Genomic DNA, 20,051 nt, shown 5'->3' on the forward strand with positions numbered 1-20,051 from the left:
GAGCCTAGACCCGTCGGATGGGTCGGTCCCGGCGCGGCCACGGTGAAACCTTGGTGACGAAACGCGAACGAAAACCTGCATCCGCTTCGGCCTGCTCAATGCCTCGATGACTCCGGCTGCTCCGGCGAGATCGCGCCGGCGTCGACCTCCTGATCCATATGCTCGGCCTCCCCAGCGTCCCCGGATTCACTGCCGCGGGATTCTGCCGGCCCTCCCTCTGGGTGCCGGTTCGGCCCCGCTGCGGCGCGTTCGGCGTCGGACGAGCGCGACTCGGCTACTGCAATTTCGGAATCTTTGGCTCGGGCACCCTCCGGTCCGTCGAGACCGGCCGAGTTCACCGCGGCCGTCGCCGAGGCGGTGCGCAGCGCGCCGATCTGCCATGGCCAGGGACGGGGACTCGCACCCGGCTGAAGCTGCGCTGGCGACTCGCGACCCTTGGTGGCGAAAACCGCGTACGCGATCGCCACCGCGAACACCACCGCCGAAGTGAACGAATTGATTCGAATGCCCGCAATGCGTGTCGCCTCGTCCGCGCGCATCAACTCGACGAAGAACCGCCCGAAACAATAGCCGGCTACATAGAGCGCGAACAATCGCCCATGGCCGATGCGCCACCGCTTGTCGACATACACCAACGCGATGACGACGAACAGACTCCACAGCATCTCGTAGAGGAAAGTGGGGTGCACGATCTTGTCGACCACGCCGGTGGAGGTGCCGTTCATCATGTCGAGTCGACCGTCGTCGCCGACTCGTCGAAAGATCTGCAGCCCCCAGGGCAGGTCGGTCTCGCGTCCGTACAGCTCCTGGTTGAAATAGTTGCCGAGTCGTCCGATGGCCTGGGCGAGCAGGATCGGCGCAGCCACCGCGTCACCCAAGGCGGGCAACGGAATCCGATAGACCCGGCACCCGATCCACGCGCCGACGCCACCCAACAGCACCGCACCCCAGATACCGAGTCCGCCTTGGTAGACCTTCAGCGCGTCGACCGGGTTCCCACCATCACCGAAGTACTTCTGCCAGTCGGTGGCCACGTGATAGAGCCGGCCACCGATCAAGCCGAACGGCACCGCGAACATCGCGACATCCAAGATCGCGCCCGGGTGCCCGCCGCGTTCTCGCCACCGCCGCTCGCCCCACCAGATCGCGACGACGATTCCGAGGACGATACACAGCGCGTAGGCTCGCACCGGGAACGGGCCGACCTGCCACACACCCTGAGGCGGACTGGGGAGGTAGGCCAGCGCCACCCCGCCATCGACGAGGACACTGTCTGCCAGGGCTCGAAAGGTCACCTGGCCACCGTAGCGGAGTCCCTCGCCAACCTTGCCACAGGCAAGGCCGATCGGCTCGTGAACGGATCCGGGCCGGGCCTGGAACCCCGTGTCCGGCTAAAGGTCGGGCAGCAATGATCCGCTCAGCCGGAGACGGTCGCCGACCGCACGCCACGGGCGAGTTCCGCGGTGAGCGCGTGGACCGCCTCCAGTCCCCGACTCGCGGCGGTCACGAGCGCCGAGCCGACGACGACACCGTCTGCGTACGAGGCGATCTCGGCGGCTTGCTCCCCGGTGTACACACCGAGCCCGACGCCGATGGGGATATCGGAGTGTGCCCGGATCCGCTCACACAGAATGGACGCTGCCGCGGACACCGTGTTGCGGGCGCCGGTGACACCCATGGTCGAGGACGCATAGACGAACCCTCGGGTGGCCTCGACCGTCTTCACCAGGCGTTCCTCGGTCGATGACGGCGCAACCAGGAAGATCCGGTCCAGGTTGTGCGTGGACGACGCGACGAACCAGTCGTCGGCCTCTTCGGGGATCAGGTTCGGGGTGATGATGCCGCAGCCGCCCGCACCGGCCAGGTCGCGCGCAAAACGATCGACGCCGTACCGGAGCACCGGATTCCAGTAGGTCATCACGACGGCCTGGCCGCCCGCGTCTGTGACCGCCTCGACGAGGGAGAACACATCACGCACGCGTACCCCGCCACGCAGCGCGTGCTCGGAGGCGGCCTGGATGGTCGGCCCGTCCATCACCGGATCGGAATAGGCGACGCCGACTTCGATGATGTCGCACCCGGATTCGACCATGGCGCGCACCGCCGCGATCGAACCGGGGAGGTCCGGGAAGCCGGCGGGCAAATAGCCGATCAGCGCCGCGCGCCCGTCGGCGCGGCAGGTGGCGAAGGTGCTCGCCAGATTGGACTGCTGGCTCACGACGTGGCTCCGCTCGACGCTGCAGCCGTGGCGGGCATCGCGCTCACCCGTAGGCCCTCCTCGCTCGGTTTCGGTGTCGACTCGACGTCGGTGTCGAGCAGCCCGAACCACCGCGCTGCCGTTTCCATGTCCTTGTCGCCGCGACCGGACATGTTCACCAGGATGATTGCGCCGGGACCGAGGTCCTTGCCCAACCGCAGCGCACCGGCCACCGCGTGCGCCGACTCGATCGCCGGAATGATGCCCTCGCTACGGCTGAGCAGCAAGAGCGCGTCCATTGCCTCGGCATCGGTGACCGGCTGGTATTCCGCCCGACCGATGTCTTTGAGATACGCATGCTCGGGACCGACGCCCGGGTAGTCCAACCCCGCCGAGATCGAGTGCGACTCGATGGTCTGGCCGTCCTCGTCCTGCAAAAGATACGAATAGGCACCCTGGAACGCACCCGGGGTACCCCCGGTGAACGTCGCCGCGTGTCGTCCGGTTTCGATACCGTCACCGCCCGCCTCGTACCCGATCAAACGCACGTCGGTGTCGTCGAGGAAACTGTGGAAGATACCGATCGCGTTGGAGCCTCCGCCGACACAGGCGACAACCGCGTCGGGGAGCCGACCCGTGGCGGCCAGGACCTGTTCGCGGGCCTCCATACCGATGATCCGCTGGAAGTCGCGCACCAACAATGGGTACGGGTGCGGCCCGGCAGCTGTGCCGAAGCAATAGTAGGTGTCGTAGGCATTGGTCACCCAGTCGCGCATCGCTTCGTTGATGGCGTCCTTGAGGGTCCGCGAACCGGTGGACACCGAAATCACTTGCGCGCCCAGCAGCCGCATGCGCGCCACGTTCAATGCTTGGCGTGCGGTATCGACCGCGCCCATATAGATGTGACAGTCCAGGCCGAGCAACGCGCATGCGGTCGCGGTGGCCACGCCATGCTGGCCGGCCCCGGTCTCCGCGATCACCCTCGTCTTGCCCATCCGCTTGGCCAGCAGGGCTTGGCCGAGCACATTGTTGATCTTGTGCGATCCGGTGTGGTTCAGGTCCTCGCGCTTGAGCAGAATGCGGGCGCCGCCGGCATGCTCGGCCAGCCGGGTGCATTCGAACACCGGCGACGGGCGGCCGGCATATTCGCGTTGCAGCCGGTCGAGTTCGTCGTGGAAGGACGTATCGGACCGGGCCTTCTCGTACTCGGCAGTGACCTCCTCGATCACAGCCATCAGCGCCTCGGGCAAATGCCTGCCACCATAGACGCCGAAATGTCCACCTGAATCCGGATCGTAGGCACTGCGTTGGGAAACGCCCTCACTGGCTCGAGGTGTCGGCCCCATTGCGCTCACCGTCCTCTCCGTGCTGGCTTCGGGCACGACGGGTGCGTGCCTGCGGTCACCAATTCCGACACCGCCGCACGCGGGTCACCGCTGGTGACGAGTCCCTCGCCCACCAGAACGGCGTCGGCACCGGCGCCGGCATAGGCCAGCAGGTCTGCGGTGCCGCGGATACCGGACTCGGCGATTCGAATGACGTCGGTGGGCAGGCCGGGGGCAATGCGAGCGAATACGTCTCGGTCGACCCGCAGTGTCTTGAGGTTGCGGGCGTTCACCCCGATCACGGATGCACCGGCCTCGAGCGCGCGATCTGCCTCCTCTTCGGTATGGACTTCGACCAACGCGGTCATACCCAACGATTCGGTGCGGTCGATCAGCGAGGCCAGGACATCCTGCTCCAGCGCGGCCACGATCAGCAGGATCACGTCTGCGCCGTGCGCGCGGGCCTCATGGATCTGGTAGGGCCCGACAACGAAATCCTTGCGCAGGATCGGAATGTTCACCGTGGCCCGGACGGCGTCCAAGTCGTCGAGCGAACCATTGAATCTACGCGCCTCGGTGAGCACGCTGATGACGCGCGCGCCACCGTCCTCGTAGGCCTTGGCCAGACTCGCGGGGTCGGGTATGTTCGCCAATTCGCCCTTGGACGGGCTGGCCCGCTTGACCTCGGCGATGACGCCGATGCCGTCTTCGAGCAGCGCGGCGCGCGCGTTTAGCGGAGCCGGCGCGGCAGCGGCGGCCACCTTGACCGCTGCGAAGTCGACCAGGGCTTCCCGAGCGGCTACATCCTCGCGGACCCCGTCGAGAATCGAGTCGAGTACCGTCATCTGGCTCGAATCCTTTCTGGGGAGACGGACTTGCTACCTGAGAATCCCCCCAGGTGCTGTCTCACCGATGCTGACCAAGCATAAATGGACCTACCGGACGCGTTGCCGCCGGGGCTCGAGTTGGAACATCGAGAAGGACGCGATGCAAGGTGGGACCCGCCACAACCGGACAGGGACGATTCAGCGCCCACGCCAGCCCGCCGAACCGTGGTCGGAGTCATCGGGCGGCAAGTGAGCACCACCGGACGCCTCCGGCAATCGAGCACCATCGGCGTCATCGGTCGGATCGGCGCCCGCGTCCAAGGCGTCCCACAGTACACGCTCCGACGGCGACGATGACGCGTCTCGGTGCGTGGCTCGACCGTGCTGCTGTGTGATCCGCGCCGCAGCTGTGGCACGCCGCACGGCCGGATTGTCGTATTTGCCCGAAAGCCGTGCGGTGTCCCCGGGCATGCGGGCAATCAGCACTGCCGCCCCCAGTGCGGCACTTGCGCCGAGGATCGTGAGCGCAGCTGAGAACGCCGAGGTATCGACCTGCGCCACCTCGGCGCGGGCCGGAAGTTCGGCAAGTGTCGCTGCCCGTTCGGCAATCGCCCCGGAGTCGGTCAGCAGCGCGAACCCCGGCACGGCCGCGACCGCGGCGAGCACAGCGATCAGCACACCGACCACCCGACGCAACCACCCTCTGGTCGCCAATACCGCGGCCGTCGAGGCCAGTAGCACCAGAGCCAACGGTGTCAGCGCACCGAACCACGTTCCGCCGTCGAGGTGATCGGTGCGTGGGTGGGTGAGACCATCGGAAGAAGTGATCGTCACCCATGTCATTCGGGACGACGCCCACAGCACGGCGGCGGCGACCGCGAGCAGAGCAATTGCACCCGCCGGAGTGCGGCCACGACCGGGCGTCATCGTGGTCCACCGGTATCGGCGCCCGGTGGGGCGGTGTCCTCGGCCGACCGAGCGGTGTCGGCGGCCGCGCCGGCCTGGTCCACGCCGGCCTGGGCGTGATACGCGCGAACGGTCTCGGCCGCCGCGATCGCTTTGAGCACCGCCATCGCTTTGTTGCGCGATTCCACGTCCTCGTACTCCGGCTCGGAGTCGGCGACGACGCCCGCCCCCGCTTGTACGTAGGCCGTAGCGTCCTTGAGCAGTGCCGTGCGAATGACGATCGCGGTATCGGCGTCGCCGGCGAAGTCCAGGTAGCCGATAACCCCTCCGTAGATACCGCGGCGGGTCGGCTCGAGCTCTTCGATCAACTCCATCGCGCGCACTTTGGGCGCCCCGGACAGGGTGCCCGCCGGGAAACAGGCGCGCACCGCGTCCAACGCCATCCGCCCCGGCGCCAGCCGGCCGGACACGGTCGACACCAGGTGCATGACATGGCTGTACCGCTCGATGTGTCGGTAGTCGGTGACCCGTACGGTTCCCGGCTCGCAGACCCGGCCGAGATCGTTGCGTCCGAGATCGACGAGCATGAGATGTTCGGCATTCTCCTTCTCGTCGGCGAGCAGGCCCTTCTCCAGCAGGAGGTCTTCTTCGTCGGTGGCGCCCCGCCACCGAGTGCCCGCAATGGGATGCGTCGTCGCCACACCCTCTTTGACGGTCACCAGCGCTTCCGGGCTGGAACCGACAATGGAAAACGCGGTACCGCCGTCGCTGTCCGGAATGTGCAGCAGATACATGTAGGGGCTCGGATTCGATGCGCGCAACATCCGATACAGGTCCAGCGGTGTGCCGTCGTAGTCCATCTCGAATCGCTGTGACAACACGACCTGGAACGCTTCACCCGCCTCGATCTCCTTGACCAGCCGCCGGACACCGGCGCCGAACTCCTCGGACGTACGCCGGCGGCGATAGCGTGGCTCGGGACGGTCGAACACCGACACCGTGGAATCGGCGGGCGCGGCGAGCGCGGCGGTCATCCGATCGAGTCTGGCTACCGCATCGTCGTAGGCTTCGTCGGCTCGTTCGGCGGTGCCGTTCCAATTGACCGCGTTCGCGATCAGCGTGATCGCACCTTCGTGATGGTCGAACGCAGCCAGGTCGGTGGCCAGCAGCAACACCATCTCCGGCACCTGGAGATCGTCCAGCGCCACGTTCGGCAGTCGCTCCATACCGCGCACCGCGTCGTAGCCGAGATAGCCCACCATTCCTCCGGTCAACGGTGGCAACCCGGGCAACCGCTCGGTACGCAGAAGTCGCAGGGTTTCACCCAACGCGAGCAAAGGATCACCGCCGGAGGGTGCATGCGCCGGGACGTGCCCCAGCCACGCCGCTTCGCCGTCGACGACCGTCAGCGCCGAAGGACTACCTGCCCCGATGAACGACCACCGCGACCACGACCGTCCGTTCTCCGCGGACTCGAACAAGAACGTGCCGGCGCGGTCGTCGGCCAGCTTGCGGTAGGCCGACAGCGGAGTTTCGGAGTCCGCCAACACTTTCCGGGTCACCGGAACCACCCGATGCTCCGCGGCGAGCTGGTGGAACTGTTCGCGGGTCGTGGTGGTGGGAGGGGGCGAAGCTGGCATGGACCCATCATTCCAGGCGGGTACGACCCGTCGGTGGTCGGTGCCGTCGACGCTCGCCCCGGTCGTACTCGGCGCAGGCGCCGACGGCTACGACATCGACGACAGTATCCGGTATGTTCTCCGACATGCAGCCAGGACAGCTCGCGCCGCGCTTCGAGCTCCCGGACCAATCCGGCGACCTCCGCTCACTCGACACCCTCCTCGCGGACGGCCCCCTGGTCCTGTTCTTCTACCCCGCGGCCAACACACCGATCTGCACGGCAGAGGCCTGCCATTTCCGTGACCTGGCCGCCGAATTCGCCGCGGTCGGCGCCACGTGCGCCGGCATCAGCACCGACGACGTGCACACTCAAGCCGGGTTCGCCGAAAAACAGCGCCTCGGGTACCCCTTGCTCTCCGACGCCGACGGCCAGGTAGCCGCACGCTTCGGGGTGAAGCGCGGACTGCTGGGAGCCCTGGCGCCGGTGAAGCGTCGAACGTTCATCATCGACACCGACCGCACCATCCGCACGGTCATCGCCGGCGAACTGCGCGCCGCGGTACACGCAGACTCCGCGCTGCAACATCTGCGCGCGAAGTAGACCGGACGACGCGCCGCGCGCACGCATCGGGTTCGCGCCGCAGCCGCCTAGGCTGGATTCATGACGTCGACCGAGGCTGGGGCAGGCGCGGGCAAGTCCACGGCAGCGGTCTGGCGCACTCGACTGATCGCCGGCGCTGCAGTCCTCGCCATCCTGGTCGGGTGCTACTTCGCCCTGTCGGCGTTCATCCCGCGCTGGTGGGCCCAGCGAGTCGGGGCGATGGTCGACGGGAGTTTCGCCAAGGGCATCGGCTGGGGCTTGTTCTTCGGCGGAGTGTGCACCGCTACGACCTTGTTCCTCGCGCTGTTCGCGGTATTGGTCTGGCGCCGCAGAGCCGGCAGATTCCTGTCCGGTGCCGCTGTCGTGGTGTCGGTCCTGTTCGCGATCCCCAATGTGATGACGTTGACCATCGTGCTCGGCACCAGTGGCGCCGCACACGCCGGCGAACGAACGCTCGATGTCGATGCACCGGCATTCCGTGGCGCCTGCCTGGTCGGAGCGATCCTCGCCGCGGTGCTGTTCTTGGGAGTCATCGGCCTCGTGCTGCTGCGGAAGTGGCGTTCCACGCACCCACACGCCGCGGCAGCCGACGACGCCACATCCTCCGGAAACGCCTGAACGGAATCGGGATCGGCACCGGGAAGACAGGTGATACGTCACCTCTATGACGATCGCGTGAAATCGTGGCAAACTAATTGAAGCGGGTACCCGCGGACCGACCGTACAACCATGACCGCGAACAAACCACGTCACTTGGCTTGGAAGAAGGCGCATGGTGACGAAGTGGCTCGACCCCGTCGAACAACGAGCGTGGCGCGCGATCGTAGCGTTGCTGACGCGCCTTCCCGGCGCCTTGGACACCGAGTTGCAACGCGAGTCCGGTGTGACCCATTTCGAGTACTGGGTACTGACCCTGCTGTCGGAGGAGCCAGGTCACCGGCTACAGATGAGCGACCTCGCACACAAGGCCAATGCCTCACTGTCACGGCTGTCGCATGTGGTGTCCAAGCTGGAGCGGATGGGCTGGGCACAGCGATCGGCGACCGCTGGTCGACGTGGCGTCCACGCCGTGCTCACCGACGACGGGTACCTCAAAGTGGTCGAGACCGCGCCAGGATATCTGGCTGCCGTCCGGCACTTGGTCTTCGACGGATTGGATACCGGGCACACGAACCAGCTCGCCGACCTGGGCGAACTGCTTGCCACCCACCTGTCACGCGCTCTCGACTCCACCGACGCGCGCCCCACCACGACACCGGAGGTCGACCCCGACGACTAGGGATCCGCTGATCCACAGCAGATCGGCCCATTCCAGAAGCTAGAACTCGAACTGGCACATCGTTCAGGGTTGCGCGGCCAAGAGGACATCGGCGTCGAAACACGCATGCGCACCGGTGTGGCAGGCCGCACCCTGCTGATCGACGACGAGCAGGATCGTGTCGCCGTCACAATCGAGGCGCACTTCGTGCACGTGCTGGGTGTGGCCGGAGGTCTCTCCCTTCACCCAATACTGCTGGCGTGAACGTGAATAGTATGTCGCCGTACGGGTTTCCAGTGTCCGCGCCAGCGCTTCGTCGTCCATCCACGCAACCATCAGCACCGCGCCGGTGGAGCGTTCCTGCGCGACCGCCGACACCAGCCCGGCGTCGTTGCGCTTGAGGCGGGCGGCGATGGCGGGATCGAGGCTCATTGCACTGTTATAACAGGCTCGAATTCGGACTCGAGCGCCCGGACCCCGGGACGGGACACTGCCATGGGCACGAAATCACTTCCCGGCCACGTGGCACGGGTTCGACGACGCACACTCCGGCACCTCGGCCGCGGGCTACCGGACGATGATCTTCTCCGCCCGCATCGAGTTCTTCACCTCGCCGATGGTCAGCTCTGCGAAGTGGAACACGCTGGCCGCCAACACCGCGTCCGCGCCGGCGTGCACAGCCGGAGCGAAGTGTTCCACCGCACCTGCGCCCCCACTGGCGATCACAGGTACCGTGACCGCGGCACGCACCGAACGAATCATCGGCAGATCGAAACCCGCCTTCGTTCCGTCGGTGTCCATGGAACTGAGCAGGATCTCGCCGACGCCGAGTTCGGCTCCGCGAACAGCCCATTCGATGGCATCGATGCCCGTTCCGCGCCGACCCCCGTGCGTGGTCACCTCCCAGCCGGATGCAGTACCCGGCCGGCCCGCCGGCGTCGTGCGTGCATCCACCGACAGCACGATGCATTGTGACCCGAAACGCTGCGACATTTCCCGCAATACCTCGGGCCGTGCGATGGCGGCGGTGTTCACCGAGACCTTGTCGGCGCCCGCCCTCAGCAACCGGTCCACATCCTCTACGGTGCGCACCCCGCCGCCGACGGTGAGCGGAATGAAGATCTGCTCGGCGGTACGGGTCACCACGTCGATCATGGTGCCGCGGTCACCGGTAGAGGCGGTCACGTCGAGGAAGGTCAATTCATCGGCGCCCTGCTCATCGTAGAGCGCGGCCAACTCGACCGGGTCACCGGCATCCCGTAGGTTTTCGAAGTTGACTCCTTTGACGACCCGGCCGGCGTCGACATCCAGGCACGGAATCACACGTACTGCCAACGTCATGGCCTCACCCATTCTCCATCGCCACCGGCTCGGCAACCGAGCCGATCAGGTCGAGCAGTTCGTCGTGGACGCCCGGCGCGGCCGCCACCACGGACCCGGAGGTGATGGTCCACGGCCGGCCGTCCAGGTCGGTGGCGACCCCACCGGCGGCACGCACCAGAGCGACGCCGGCCGCATTGTCCCACGGATGATGCCCGAACACGACCGCGCCACCGAGCACTCCGGACGCGGTGAAAGCCAGATCGACACCGGTGGAGCCGTGGATACGGACCCGCGAGGACACTGCGCTCAGCGCGCCGAGCAGATCGAATCGAAACCGTCCGGGGATCCGGCCGCGCGCGTCCACGTTGAATGTCCCGAAGCCGATCGTCGCCTCGGTCAGGGTGCCGTGCGGCAATGGCGGCATCGCACGACCGTTCAGCAACAGAGGACCGCCGGCCGCCGCCGCATAACGACGGTCGAGCAGCGGTAGCCAGGTGAGTCCGAGCACCGGCTCGCCATCACGCACCAATGCGAGCAACATCCCCGACAGCGGGTGTCCGGACGAATAGTTGCAGGTGCCGTCGATCGGATCGAGCACCCATGTGGTTCCCGAGGTGAGTTGTGGACCGCCGAACTCTTCTCCGTGCACCTCGATCCCGGTGCGTCGGCGCAGTTCGGCGGCTATGGTGCGCTCCAACTCCAGGTCGAGCTCGGTGGCGAAGTCGTCATGCCCTTTGACGACCGCGCTCGGCGCGCCGACCCCCTCGATGAACCGCTGTTGCCTCGAATCCAGAATTTCGCTCGCCACCGCGAGCAGTGCCGACAGCTCTCGCGTCATTTCACCGCGGCCAACGCTTCGGCCAATGTGAAACGACCCGCATACAACGCCTTGCCGACGATCGAGCCTTCGACGCCGTCCGGCACCAGATCGGCGATCGCAACCAGGTCCGCGATCGTGGATACCCCGCCGGAGGCGACGACCGGGGCGTCGGTGGCCGCGCAGACCTCGCGCAGCAGGCTCAGGTTGGGGCCGGTGAGCGTGCCGTCCTTGGTCACGTCGGTCACCACGTAGCGGGAGCAGCCATCGCGCTCCAAACGCTCGAGCACCTCCCACAGATCGCCGCCGTCACTGACCCACCCACGGCCGCGCAATCGGTGCTCACCGTCGATGATGCGGACATCCAGCCCGACGGCCACCCGCTCGCCGTATCGGGCAATGGCCTGCGCGCACCACGCCGGATCTTCCAGCGCCGCGGTACCGAGGTTCACCCGGGCGCAGCCGGTGGCCAGCGCGGCGGACAAGCTCGCGTCGTCACGAATACCGCCCGACAGTTCCACATCGACATCGAGTTCACCGACGACCCGTGCGAGGAGCTCATGATTCGAGCCACGCCCGAACGCGGCATCCAGGTCCACCAGATGTACCCACTGTGCCCCGGCTTCTTGCCACGCCAACGCCGCGTCGCGGGGCGAACCGTAGCTGGTCTCGCTGCCCGCCTCCCCCTGCACCAGGCGCACGGCCTCTCCATTGGCGACATCGACAGCGGGCAACAGCACAAGACTCACGCAAGCAGCCTAATGGTTGGCGAGCGACGTCCGAGCGACGGGCCTGACCGGATGGGATCGTGATCACCCGAGATGCTCCGGCGGCGCTGTGGAGCTACAGCGACGTCACCCAGTTGCGTAGCAGGTGCGCTCCCGCGTCGCCCGACTTCTCCGGATGGAATTGGGTTGCCGACAACGGGCCGTTCTCCACCGCGGCAAGAAACGGCCCACCATGGTGTGCCCAGGTCAACCGAGGCGACGCAATGTGCTCGCTGGGCGGCAGTTCCCACTTCTGCGTGGCATAGGAATGGACGAAGTAGAACCGGGTGTCGACATCGAGGCCGGCGAACAACTCGCTGTCGTCCGGCGCGGACACGGTATTCCAGCCCATGTGTGGCAGCACCGGCGCGGACAAGCGCTCGACGGTACCCGGCCATTCGGCGCACCCGGTGGTTTCGACCCCGAACTCGACACCGCGGTCGAACAGGATCTGCATGCCGACGCAGATGCCGAGCACCGGGCGGCCGCCGGCCAAGCGCCGACCGATCAGGCGCTCGCCTCGGATTGCGCGCAAACCTGCCATACAGGCGGCGAACGCGCCCACTCCGGGCACGACCAGACCGTCGGCCGCCAGCACGGTCTGCGGATCTGCGGTCACCTCGACCCGGGCTCCCGCACGAACCAAGGCGCGTTCGGCCGAGTGTAGGTTGCCAGAACCATAGTCGAGCAGGACAACGGTTCGAGTGCTCACAGAGTCCCTTTCGTCGATGGAACACCGCCGACCCGCGGGTCCGGCTCCACGGCGGCGCGCAACGCCCGTGCGACCGCCTTGAATTCCGCTTCGGTGACGTGGTGCTGGTCGCGACCGTAGAGCACGCGCACGTGCAGTGCGAGCCGCGCGTTGAACGCGATCGACTCGAACACGTGCCGATTCAGTACCGTGGAATAGGGAGCGCCGGGACCGGATCCGGGAATCACCGCATGCAGCAGATGCTCCGGCTCACCGGTGTGCACGCAGTAGGGACGGCCGGATACGTCGACCACGGCGTGAGCGAGCGTCTCGTCCATCGGGATGTACGCATCGCCGAATCGGCGGATACCGGCCTTGCTGCCCAGCGCCTGTCCCAGCGCCCGGCCGATCACGATCGCGGTGTCCTCCACGGTATGGTGCGCCTCGATCTCGACATCGCCTTCGGCACGAACGGTCAAGTCGAAACTCGCATGCGCGCCCAAGGCGGTCAGCATGTGGTCGTAGAAGGGGACACCGGTAGCGATATCGGTGACGCCGGTGCCGTCCAGGTCCAGCTCGACGACGATCGTGGATTCCTTGGTGACCCGCTCCACCCGGGCGGTCCTGCTCATGCTCACGTCCAATCGGGTTGTCGCCGGGCAGCTCCGGCGTGGGCTCATCGCAGTGTGAGGTCGGTGCCCGCCAGTGCGCCGCTGACCTTCAGCAGTTCGTCGTTCTCCACGGCCAATCCGATCGTGCTGCGCAAGTAGCCAGGGATACCGACGTCGCGGATCAACACACCATGGTCCAGGTAACGCTGCCAGGTCGCGGCGGCGTCGGCGAACCGACCGAACAGCAGGAAGTTGGCGTCGCTGGGGACGACGTCGAAACCCATCTCCTGTAATGCCACCGCCACACGATCGCGCTCCGCAGCCAATGCGGCGACGCTCCGTAGCGTCTCCTCGGCGTGTCGCAGGGCGGCGCGTGCAGCGGCCTGAGTGACCACCGACAGGTGGTAGGGCAGCCGTACCAGCAGAATCGCGTCGATCACCGCGGGCGCGGCGATGAGGTAGCCGAGACGCCCACCGGCGAAGGCGAAGGCCTTGCTCATCGTCCTGGTCACCACCAGCTTGGCCGGAAATCGGTCGATCAGTGCAATCGCACTGGGCCGGGCGGAGAACTCGCCGTAGGCTTCGTCGACCACCACGATGCCGGGAGCTGCGGTAAGGATCCGAGCCAGCTCCTGCTGCGAAATACTGTGCCCGGTGGGGTTGTTCGGGCTGGTCACGAAGACCACGTCCGGCTGGAGTTCGGCGATGACAGCCACCGCGTGGTCGATGTCGAGCGAAAAATCGCTGTCGCGCGCCGCTGTGGTCCACTCGGTGTTGCTGCCCTCGGAGATGATCGGGTGCATCGAATACGAGGGCGCGAAACCCAGTGCGCGGCGACCGGGGCCACCGAAGGCGTGCAAGAGCTGCTGCAGGATCTCGTTGGAGCCGTTGGCTGCCCAGACATTGCTGCTGTCCACCGGGGTACCGATCTGGGCGCTGAGGTATCGCGCCAAATCGGTACGCAGTGCGACCGCGTCGCGGTCCGGGTAGCGGTGCAGGTGCGCAGCCACCGCACGAACGGACTCCGCGACGTCGTCGATCAACGCTCGACTCGGCGGATGCGGATTCTCATTGGTGTTCAGTCGCACCGGAACCGTCAGTTGCGGCGCGCCGTAGGGCTTCGCGCCGCGAAGAGTCGCTCGCAACGGCAGCTCGTCGATGGATACCCCGGCGCCGGGCACATGCGGCGGCCGGGTCATGCCAGCGCTCCGAATCGCGCCTGCACGGCCTGCCCGTGCGCAGGCAGGTCCTCGGCATTCGCCAGTGCCACCACGTGCCCGGCGACATCCTTCAGCGCGGCTTCGGTGTATTCCACCACGTGGATCCCGCGCAGGAAAGTCTGCACACTCAAGCCCGAGGAGTGGCGCGCACAGCCCGCGGTCGGCAGGACGTGGTTCGAGCCTGCGCAGTAGTCGCCGAGGCTGACCGGTGTATAGGCGCCGACGAAGACCGCGCCGGCACTACGGACCTTGGCAGCGACCGTCGGGGCATGAGCGGTCTGAATTTCCACGTGCTCGGCGGCGTATGCGTTCACGACGCGCAAGCCCTGCTCGATATCGTCGACCAAGACGGTGCCGGACTGTTTTCCACGCAGCGCTTCGCTCACCCGATGGGCATGCTTGACCGTGGTCAGCTGCGCGGTCAGCGTGGCATCGACCGCGTCTGCCAAATGCTCGCTGTCGGTGATCAGCACGCTGGCCGCCAAGACATCGTGTTCGGCCTGGCTGATCAGGTCGGCGGCGACGTGCACCGGGTCGGCGGTCGCATCGGCGAGAATCGCGATCTCGGTAGGACCGGCCTCGGCGTCGATACCCACCGAGCCGCGACACAACCGCTTGGCAGCAGTGACATAGATGTTGCCGGGTCCGGTGATCAGGTCGACCGGTTCCAGATCGGCACCGTCGGTATCCACGCCCCCGTAGGACAGCAACGCAATACTCTGAGCGCCGCCGACCGCCCAGACCTCGTCGACGCCCAGCAGGTGCGCCGCGGCGAGGACGGTCGGATGTGGCAGGCCGCCGAACTGTGCTTGCGGCGGCGAGGCCACGACGAGCGAACCGACGCCCGCAGTCTGTGCCGGTACCACGTTCATCACGACGCTGGAGGGGTAGACGGCATTACCGCCCGGAACGTACAAGCCGACCCGTTCGATCGGCACCCAGCGTTCGACCACGGTGCCGCCGGGAACCACTGCGGTGGAGGTGTCGGTGCGACGTTGATCGGCATGCACTGCGCGAACCCTGGCGATGGCTTCCTCCAGGGCGGCGCGCACCGTCGGATCCAGCGCATCCAGTGCAGCCACCAATTCGGTGACCGGCACCCGCACCGTCGCCGGGATCACGCCATCGAAACGCTCGCTGTACTCCAGCGCCGCAGACACGCCCTGATCGCGGATCGCCTCCACCACCGGCCGCACCCGATCCAGCACCGAATCCACGTCGACTCCCCCGCGCGGCAGCGCCGCGCGCAGCTGGGCCACGGAAGGAGTACGACCGCGCAGATCGACGCGAGCGAGCTCGAGGCGGGTTGTCATGGGGTATGAGTCCTTGTCTCCAGCTGATTACACAACAGGAATGTTGCCGTCACCAGCCTAATGGGCGACTATCGACGGTTATCGGTGTGGTCGGCCCCGATCGACCGGGGAGGCCACGGCGAGATCGAGCGCACAGTCGGATCCGCTCCGCGGCTCATGGCACTACGCACCACCCTCACCGGTCGATCTCAATAGGTGTCGCTGTCGATCAGCGGAGACCCGCTGCCAGGATTGATCAAACGCAATGTCACCGACCTGCTCTGTCCCGCATAGGTCACACTGGCTACATTGATGTCCACCGATCCGTCCGGGTTGGTGCCGGCACCGCCACCGGCCGCGTCGACCGTATTGAAACCGGTGACGCGATTTCGGGTCCAGTGGTCGTGAAAGGCCTGTCGACTTCCGTAGACCTGCTGGGCGGCGGGGGTCAGCTGCTCCCACGCCGAGGTGAGTCGTAGGTAGACCAGGTTGTTGTAGAAGTCGACCACTTGATCGATGGACTGCCGTAGATCGGCCTTGCCGACGCTCCTGGTCTGTCCCACCGAAGGAGCAACCGACGCCATCTCGGTCGTACTGGCACCTTGCGGCGATGCGATCGTCACCGAGGAGCCGGCTCGGGTGGCTGGGGGGTTCGAGTCCGACGAGTTCAACAGGACCGCCCCGGAAACCACTGCGACGATGCTGACGGCCGCCGCGCCGATCCACAGCGCGCGGAGGGCGCCACCGGATCGCGTCGCCGGTTCGGGGCGCGGCTGCGCCATGGTGCGTGGATGGGCCGCGCCGTCGGATCTGGGCGGTGCGGCAACTGCGCGCTGGCTCCGTTCGGTCGGTGTGGTGGGCGCCGAAGAACGGGTCGTGGGCCACAACGCCTGGGTCTCCGAGTCGGACCCTTCCGCCTGGGGACGGGGGAAAGCCTGGCTGGCGGGAACGAAGCCCACCCCGATCGGCGCAGGACCCGCGGCAGCCAAGGCGGCCAGCTGCTCCTGCGCGGCCGGCATACTCGGCCGCTGCGCTGGATCGGGACCGAGCAGGTCGAGCAACAGTCCCGTAGCCGGACCGGCGTTGCGCGGCTCGCGCAACTGACCGTTGGCCGCGGCGTAGAGCACTGCGAGTGGATTGGCGCCCGCGCCATAGGGCGGTTCGCCTTCCAACGCATGGAACAGCGTGGCGCCCAGCGCGAAGACATCGGCCGCCGGTGTCGGATCGGAACCGCGTGCCACCTCCGGTGCGAGATAGGCAGCGGTGCCGCAGATCAGCCCGGTCTCGGTGAGCGTCACGTCTCCTGTTGCGCGAGAGATACCGAAGTCGGTGATCTTCACCGTGCCGTGATCATCGAGCAGGATATTGCCGGGCTTCACGTCACGGTGCACGATCCCAGCCTGATGCGCGGCAATCAGCGCCGAGGCGACCTGCTCCCCGATCCGGGCAACCTCGGCCAGGGGCAGGGTGCCTCGAGCGGAGATCACAGCGGCCAGGCTCTTGGACTTCAGATACTCCATCACCAGACACGGATCACCCTGGTGTTCTGTGATATCGAACACCACGATCGCATTCGGATGCTGGAATCGAGCAGCGTTTCGCGCCTCTCGGATCGCGCGTTGCCGCACCACGTCCCGCTCGGCTTCGGGCAAGCTCGGCTTGATGTGGATCTGTTTGACAGCCACCGAGCGATGGAGGCGTTCATCGACGGCACGCCACACCACACCCGTGCCGCCGCTACCAATCCGCTCGACCAGGCGGTAGTGTTCCGCGATCAACTGACCGGTATCGATGGCGCCTACTCCGAACCTTCTCGAAATCGTGACATACCGCATAGTGATCTCTCACGCGGTCCCGGGGACGAGTGTAGCGGGCACGAGAATGCTCGCACGCGTCAGCCGGACGTTGTTCGGGGCACGGTTCGCCCGAACGGCACAGCATAGCGCACCCGACTCACGCGGCCTGCGCGATCCCGCTGCCGCACCGCCGCGGCATCCTGGCGTCGCTCGGTCCCCAGCGACCCACCACACCGCTGCCCGGGTCGTGTCCGACGCCGGGGCAGTACACGGGTGGGGCGGGCCGGGGCTACATGTCCAAGCCGAGATCGAGGACGCGGACCGAATGGGTGAGCGCGCCCACCGCGAGGTAGTCGACGCCGGTTCGGGCATAGTCCACGGCGACCTCGAGGCCGAGCCCGCCGGAGGATTCCAACTTCGTTCGGGGCGAGACCGCATTGCGCCGCTGCACCGCCGCCTGCGTCTGCCACAACGGGAAGTTGTCCAGCAATACGAGTTCCACCTGCTGCCCGAGTACTGCGTCGAGTTGTTCGAGGCTGTCGACCTCGACCTCGCAAGCGACATCGGGGGCCGCGGACCTGACCGCACGCAACGCCTCGACCACCGATCCAGCCGCGACCACATGGTTGTCCTTGATCAGCGCAGCGTCACCCAGACCCATACGGTGGTTCACGCCGCCGCCGACCCGCACAGCGTACTTCTGCACGGCGCGTAACCCCGGCAGCGTCTTGCGACTGTCTCGGATCCGGCAGTCGGTGCCGGCAACCGCGTCGACCCAGGCGGCGGTCGTGGTTGCGATACCCGACAGGTGGCAGACGAGGTTGAGCATGGTGCGCTCGGCGGTGAGCAGGCCGCGAGCGGGCGCTGTCATGGTCAACACCCGCTGACCCGGACCCACACGAGCGCCATCGGCGACGCGATCGGTGATCTCGTAGCCGTGCGCACCGATCACCTCGTCCAGGACCAGCAATCCGATGTCCAGTCCCGCGACGATGCCCGGCTGGCGTGACACCACCGATGCCGTCGCCACCGCGTCGTGAGGCACGGTGGCCGCCGTGGTCACGTCCGGGCCGTAGCGCAGGTCCTCGTCGAGTGCCGTGCGTACGATCCGCAGCACGTCGTCGCGGTCCAGACCGGCGTCCAGCGCCATGGAAGCCTTCCTCTCTCCGTCACGGCGGAAGCCACAGCCCGCGCTGCGGTCGGACGTCCCGCGTGAGCATGGTGGTCAGGGAATCGGTGGGGTGAATTCGAGAACACCGTCGCCGTCGAGGCGAAACGGGAGGCTCCTGCGAAACTCTGGCCGCGTATTCGGATGGTCGGACCGGACATGACACCCACGGCTTTCGGTGCGTGCCTCCGCCGCCGACAGCAATGCGCGCGCCGCCAGGGTGAGTGCGGCATCCTCCATCTGCGCCAGCGACGCGGCTGCGCCGCGGAGCGGGTCGCGCCGAGAGGTGGCGTCGTCCAACTGTTTACGGGCTCCGGCGAGGTTCGCGCCGTCGCGAAGCACCGAGGCGTGCGCGGTCATCAGCCCCTGCACCACAGCGCGCCCGGCATGCTCGACCAGACGAGCGGGTATGTCGGTCACCTCGGCCACCTCGCCGCGGCGTTCGACCGCGGCAGCCCCGGCACGTTCGCCGACCACGAGTCCCTCGAGCAAGCTGTTGGACGCCAGTCGATTCGCCCCATGCAGACCGGTCCGTGCGACTTCGCCTGCCGCGTACAAGCCGGCCAGCGAGGTGCGACCATGGGTGTCGGTGACGATCCCGCCGCATTGGTAGTGCGCCGCGGGCGCGACGGGAATCGGGTCCGTGCGCGGATCGATACCGGCGGCCAGGCACGACGCGGTGATCGTCGGAAACCGTTGCGCGAAACCGTGGAGTGAACGCGCGTCGAGATAGACGTGCTCGACACCGAGCGCCAGCATGCGCGCTGCGATGGCCCGCGAGACCACATCACGCGGCGCGAGATCACCGCGGGGGTGCACACCTGCGGTGAGCGCCTCGCCGTTCGTATCGATCAGCGTCGCGCCCTCGCCGCGAACTGCCTCGCTGATCAGCGGCCTGCGTCCCACTGCGCCCGGGGTGTACAACACGGTCGGGTGAAACTGCACGAATTCGAGATCCGCGACCGTCGCGCCGGCCCACAACCCGAGCGCGATGCCGTCGGCGGTGGCTCCGGGCGGGTTGGTGCTCAGGGCATACAGCTGACCGAGCCCGCCGGTGGCCAGAACCACTGCGGGTGTGTGGACGATGCCCACACCTCGGTCCGAAACCAATACCACACCGCGCACGCCGGTGGGGCCGGTAACGATCCGCGCGACCGCGGCGCCGAACAGCACGGGCAGTCCGGCCTTGTTCAGCGCCCGCTGCACCTCCGCGCCGGTGGCATCACCGCCGGCGTGAATGATTCGCCGGGTGCTGTGCCCGCCCTCGCGGGTTCGTGAAATCCGACCGTCATGGCCGAGATCGAACACCGCACCCAGATCCGTCAGGGTGGCCACCGCCGCTCGCCCGCCCGCGACGATGGAACGCACCGCGCCCACGTCACACAGCCCGGCTCCGGCCTCCACGGTGTCGTACACGTGCGCGGCGACCGAATCCCCCTCGGGCGCGACGACCGCGATACCGCCCTGCGCGTACTGGGTGGAGGTGTCGGTCGGCCCGCCCTTGCTCACCGTGAGTACCCGCAGACCGCGCACGGAGGCGGCGCGCGCCGCGGTCAGCCCGGCAACGCCGCCACCGACGACAACCAGGTCCGTCGTGGTCTCCCAGTCGATCGACACTGCGGTACTCATCGG

The 20,051-nt window shown here is 67.2% G+C and carries 20 protein-coding genes; 3 read left to right on the forward strand and 17 right to left on the reverse strand.

Translation table 11 applies throughout. The annotated features are described in order from the left end of the window. Nucleotides 1-95: 95 nt before the first annotated feature. From lgt to K940_RS0110660, 6 genes are all read right to left on the reverse strand, one after another. On the reverse strand, nucleotides 96-1,295 hold the full coding sequence (lgt, locus tag K940_RS27785; RefSeq protein ID WP_051407071.1) for a prolipoprotein diacylglyceryl transferase: 1,200 nt from the start codon (nucleotides 1,293-1,295) through the stop codon (nucleotides 96-98). 122 nt (nucleotides 1,296-1,417) lie between these two features. Then, on the reverse strand, nucleotides 1,418-2,218 hold the full coding sequence (gene trpA, locus K940_RS0110640; RefSeq protein ID WP_028477529.1) for a tryptophan synthase subunit alpha: 801 nt from the start codon (nucleotides 2,216-2,218) through the stop codon (nucleotides 1,418-1,420). Beyond that, nucleotides 2,215-3,543: a tryptophan synthase subunit beta gene (gene trpB, locus K940_RS27790; RefSeq protein ID WP_051407072.1), complete on the reverse strand. Its 1,329-nt coding sequence runs from the start codon at nucleotides 3,541-3,543 to the stop codon at nucleotides 2,215-2,217. Before trpB ends, trpA begins: the two co-directional genes overlap by 4 nt. A 5-nt stretch (nucleotides 3,544-3,548) precedes the next feature. Continuing rightward, nucleotides 3,549-4,367, reverse strand: a complete 819-nt coding sequence (gene trpC, locus K940_RS0110650; RefSeq protein ID WP_028477530.1) for an indole-3-glycerol phosphate synthase TrpC — start codon at nucleotides 4,365-4,367, stop codon at nucleotides 3,549-3,551. 180 nt (nucleotides 4,368-4,547) lie between these two features. Then, nucleotides 4,548-5,276 carry a TIGR02234 family membrane protein gene (locus K940_RS27795; RefSeq protein ID WP_081706277.1) on the reverse strand — a complete coding sequence of 243 codons (729 nt, stop codon included), beginning with the start codon at nucleotides 5,274-5,276 and terminating at the stop codon, nucleotides 4,548-4,550. Continuing rightward, complete coding sequence (locus K940_RS0110660; RefSeq protein ID WP_028477531.1) at nucleotides 5,273-6,895, reverse strand: anthranilate synthase component I; 1,623 nt, start codon at nucleotides 6,893-6,895, stop codon at nucleotides 5,273-5,275. The genes K940_RS27795 and K940_RS0110660 overlap by 4 nt, the downstream gene beginning before the upstream one ends. 125 nt (nucleotides 6,896-7,020) lie before the next feature. On the opposite strand from K940_RS0110660, the gene K940_RS0110665 reads away from it, so the two are divergent. From K940_RS0110665 to K940_RS27805, 3 genes are all read left to right on the forward strand, one after another. Continuing rightward, complete coding sequence (locus K940_RS0110665; RefSeq protein ID WP_028477532.1) at nucleotides 7,021-7,476, forward strand: peroxiredoxin; 456 nt, start codon at nucleotides 7,021-7,023, stop codon at nucleotides 7,474-7,476. Between the two features lie 60 nt (nucleotides 7,477-7,536). After that, nucleotides 7,537-8,094 carry a hypothetical protein gene (locus tag K940_RS27800; RefSeq protein ID WP_036528203.1) on the forward strand — a complete coding sequence of 186 codons (558 nt, stop codon included), beginning with the start codon at nucleotides 7,537-7,539 and terminating at the stop codon, nucleotides 8,092-8,094. Nucleotides 8,095-8,248: 154 nt separating this feature from the next. After that, the gene (locus K940_RS27805) at nucleotides 8,249-8,755 is read left to right on the forward strand and encodes a MarR family winged helix-turn-helix transcriptional regulator (protein ID WP_051407073.1); all 507 of its coding nucleotides are present in this window, start codon (nucleotides 8,249-8,251) and stop codon (nucleotides 8,753-8,755) included. Nucleotides 8,756-8,818: 63 nt separating this feature from the next. On the opposite strand, the gene hisI is transcribed toward K940_RS27805, so the two are convergent. The 11 genes from hisI to K940_RS0110735 form a co-directional block, all read right to left on the reverse strand. Further along, nucleotides 8,819-9,166, reverse strand: a complete 348-nt coding sequence (gene hisI / locus K940_RS0110680) for a phosphoribosyl-AMP cyclohydrolase (protein WP_028477533.1) — start codon at nucleotides 9,164-9,166, stop codon at nucleotides 8,819-8,821. Between the two features lie 135 nt (nucleotides 9,167-9,301). Then, on the reverse strand, nucleotides 9,302-10,075 hold the full coding sequence (gene hisF / locus K940_RS0110685) for an imidazole glycerol phosphate synthase subunit HisF (protein ID WP_028477534.1): 774 nt from the start codon (nucleotides 10,073-10,075) through the stop codon (nucleotides 9,302-9,304). A gap of 4 nt (nucleotides 10,076-10,079) precedes the next feature. Further along, complete coding sequence (locus K940_RS0110690) at nucleotides 10,080-10,895, reverse strand: inositol monophosphatase (RefSeq protein ID WP_028477535.1); 816 nt, start codon at nucleotides 10,893-10,895, stop codon at nucleotides 10,080-10,082. Continuing rightward, a complete protein-coding gene (gene priA / locus K940_RS0110695) occupies nucleotides 10,892-11,623 on the reverse strand; it encodes a bifunctional 1-(5-phosphoribosyl)-5-((5-phosphoribosylamino)methylideneamino)imidazole-4-carboxamide isomerase/phosphoribosylanthranilate isomerase PriA (protein WP_028477536.1) in 732 nt (243 codons plus the stop codon). Before priA ends, K940_RS0110690 begins: the two co-directional genes overlap by 4 nt. Nucleotides 11,624-11,717: 94 nt before the next feature. Then, entirely contained in the window at nucleotides 11,718-12,353 is a 636-nt protein-coding gene (gene hisH, locus K940_RS0110700) for an imidazole glycerol phosphate synthase subunit HisH (RefSeq protein ID WP_028477537.1), read from the reverse strand. Then, nucleotides 12,350-12,964 carry an imidazoleglycerol-phosphate dehydratase HisB gene (gene hisB / locus K940_RS0110705; protein WP_036528205.1) on the reverse strand — a complete coding sequence of 205 codons (615 nt, stop codon included), beginning with the start codon at nucleotides 12,962-12,964 and terminating at the stop codon, nucleotides 12,350-12,352. Before hisB ends, hisH begins: the two co-directional genes overlap by 4 nt. Nucleotides 12,965-13,008: 44 nt before the next feature. Continuing rightward, entirely contained in the window at nucleotides 13,009-14,142 is a 1,134-nt protein-coding gene (locus K940_RS0110710; protein ID WP_028477539.1) for a histidinol-phosphate transaminase, read from the reverse strand. Next, nucleotides 14,139-15,476 (reverse strand): histidinol dehydrogenase, encoded by a 1,338-nt coding sequence (hisD, locus tag K940_RS0110715; RefSeq protein ID WP_028477540.1) that lies wholly within the window; start codon nucleotides 15,474-15,476, stop codon nucleotides 14,139-14,141. Before hisD ends, K940_RS0110710 begins: the two co-directional genes overlap by 4 nt. 188 nt (nucleotides 15,477-15,664) lie before the next feature. Then, the gene (locus K940_RS0110725; protein WP_028477541.1) at nucleotides 15,665-17,233 is read right to left on the reverse strand and encodes a protein kinase; all 1,569 of its coding nucleotides are present in this window, start codon (nucleotides 17,231-17,233) and stop codon (nucleotides 15,665-15,667) included. Between the two features lie 307 nt (nucleotides 17,234-17,540). Continuing rightward, nucleotides 17,541-18,401: a carboxylating nicotinate-nucleotide diphosphorylase gene (gene nadC / locus K940_RS0110730; protein WP_028477542.1), complete on the reverse strand. Its 861-nt coding sequence runs from the start codon at nucleotides 18,399-18,401 to the stop codon at nucleotides 17,541-17,543. A gap of 75 nt (nucleotides 18,402-18,476) precedes the next feature. Continuing rightward, complete coding sequence (locus tag K940_RS0110735; RefSeq protein ID WP_028477543.1) at nucleotides 18,477-20,048, reverse strand: L-aspartate oxidase; 1,572 nt, start codon at nucleotides 20,046-20,048, stop codon at nucleotides 18,477-18,479. Nucleotides 20,049-20,051: the final 3 nt, after the last annotated feature.

This window comes from Nocardia sp. CNY236 (assembly GCF_000482385.1).
Classification (GTDB): Bacteria; Actinomycetota; Actinomycetes; order Mycobacteriales; family Mycobacteriaceae; genus Nocardia.

Coding starts and splice junctions, on each gene's coding strand:
- K940_RS27800 (WP_036528203.1), top strand. CDS start 7,537: ATGACGTCGACCGAGGCTGGGGCAGGCGCGGGCAAGTCCACGGCAGCG.
- K940_RS27805 (WP_051407073.1), top strand. CDS start 8,249: ATGGTGACGAAGTGGCTCGACCCCGTCGAACAACGAGCGTGGCGCGCG.
- trpB (WP_051407072.1), bottom strand. CDS start 3,543: ATGGGGCCGACACCTCGAGCCAGTGAGGGCGTTTCCCAACGCAGTGCC.
- hisD (WP_028477540.1), bottom strand. CDS start 15,476: ATGACAACCCGCCTCGAGCTCGCTCGCGTCGATCTGCGCGGTCGTACT.
- hisF (WP_028477534.1), bottom strand. CDS start 10,075: ATGACGTTGGCAGTACGTGTGATTCCGTGCCTGGATGTCGACGCCGGC.
- K940_RS0110710 (WP_028477539.1), bottom strand. CDS start 14,142: ATGACCCGGCCGCCGCATGTGCCCGGCGCCGGGGTATCCATCGACGAG.
- hisI (WP_028477533.1), bottom strand. CDS start 9,166: ATGAGCCTCGATCCCGCCATCGCCGCCCGCCTCAAGCGCAACGACGCC.
- nadC (WP_028477542.1), bottom strand. CDS start 18,401: ATGGCGCTGGACGCCGGTCTGGACCGCGACGACGTGCTGCGGATCGTA.
- K940_RS27795 (WP_081706277.1), bottom strand. CDS start 5,276: ATGACGCCCGGTCGTGGCCGCACTCCGGCGGGTGCAATTGCTCTGCTC.
- K940_RS0110735 (WP_028477543.1), bottom strand. CDS start 20,048: ATGAGTACCGCAGTGTCGATCGACTGGGAGACCACGACGGACCTGGTT.
- K940_RS0110690 (WP_028477535.1), bottom strand. CDS start 10,895: ATGACGCGAGAGCTGTCGGCACTGCTCGCGGTGGCGAGCGAAATTCTG.
- K940_RS0110660 (WP_028477531.1), bottom strand. CDS start 6,895: ATGCCAGCTTCGCCCCCTCCCACCACCACGACCCGCGAACAGTTCCAC.
- K940_RS0110665 (WP_028477532.1), top strand. CDS start 7,021: ATGCAGCCAGGACAGCTCGCGCCGCGCTTCGAGCTCCCGGACCAATCC.
- hisB (WP_036528205.1), bottom strand. CDS start 12,964: ATGAGCAGGACCGCCCGGGTGGAGCGGGTCACCAAGGAATCCACGATC.
- trpC (WP_028477530.1), bottom strand. CDS start 4,367: ATGACGGTACTCGACTCGATTCTCGACGGGGTCCGCGAGGATGTAGCC.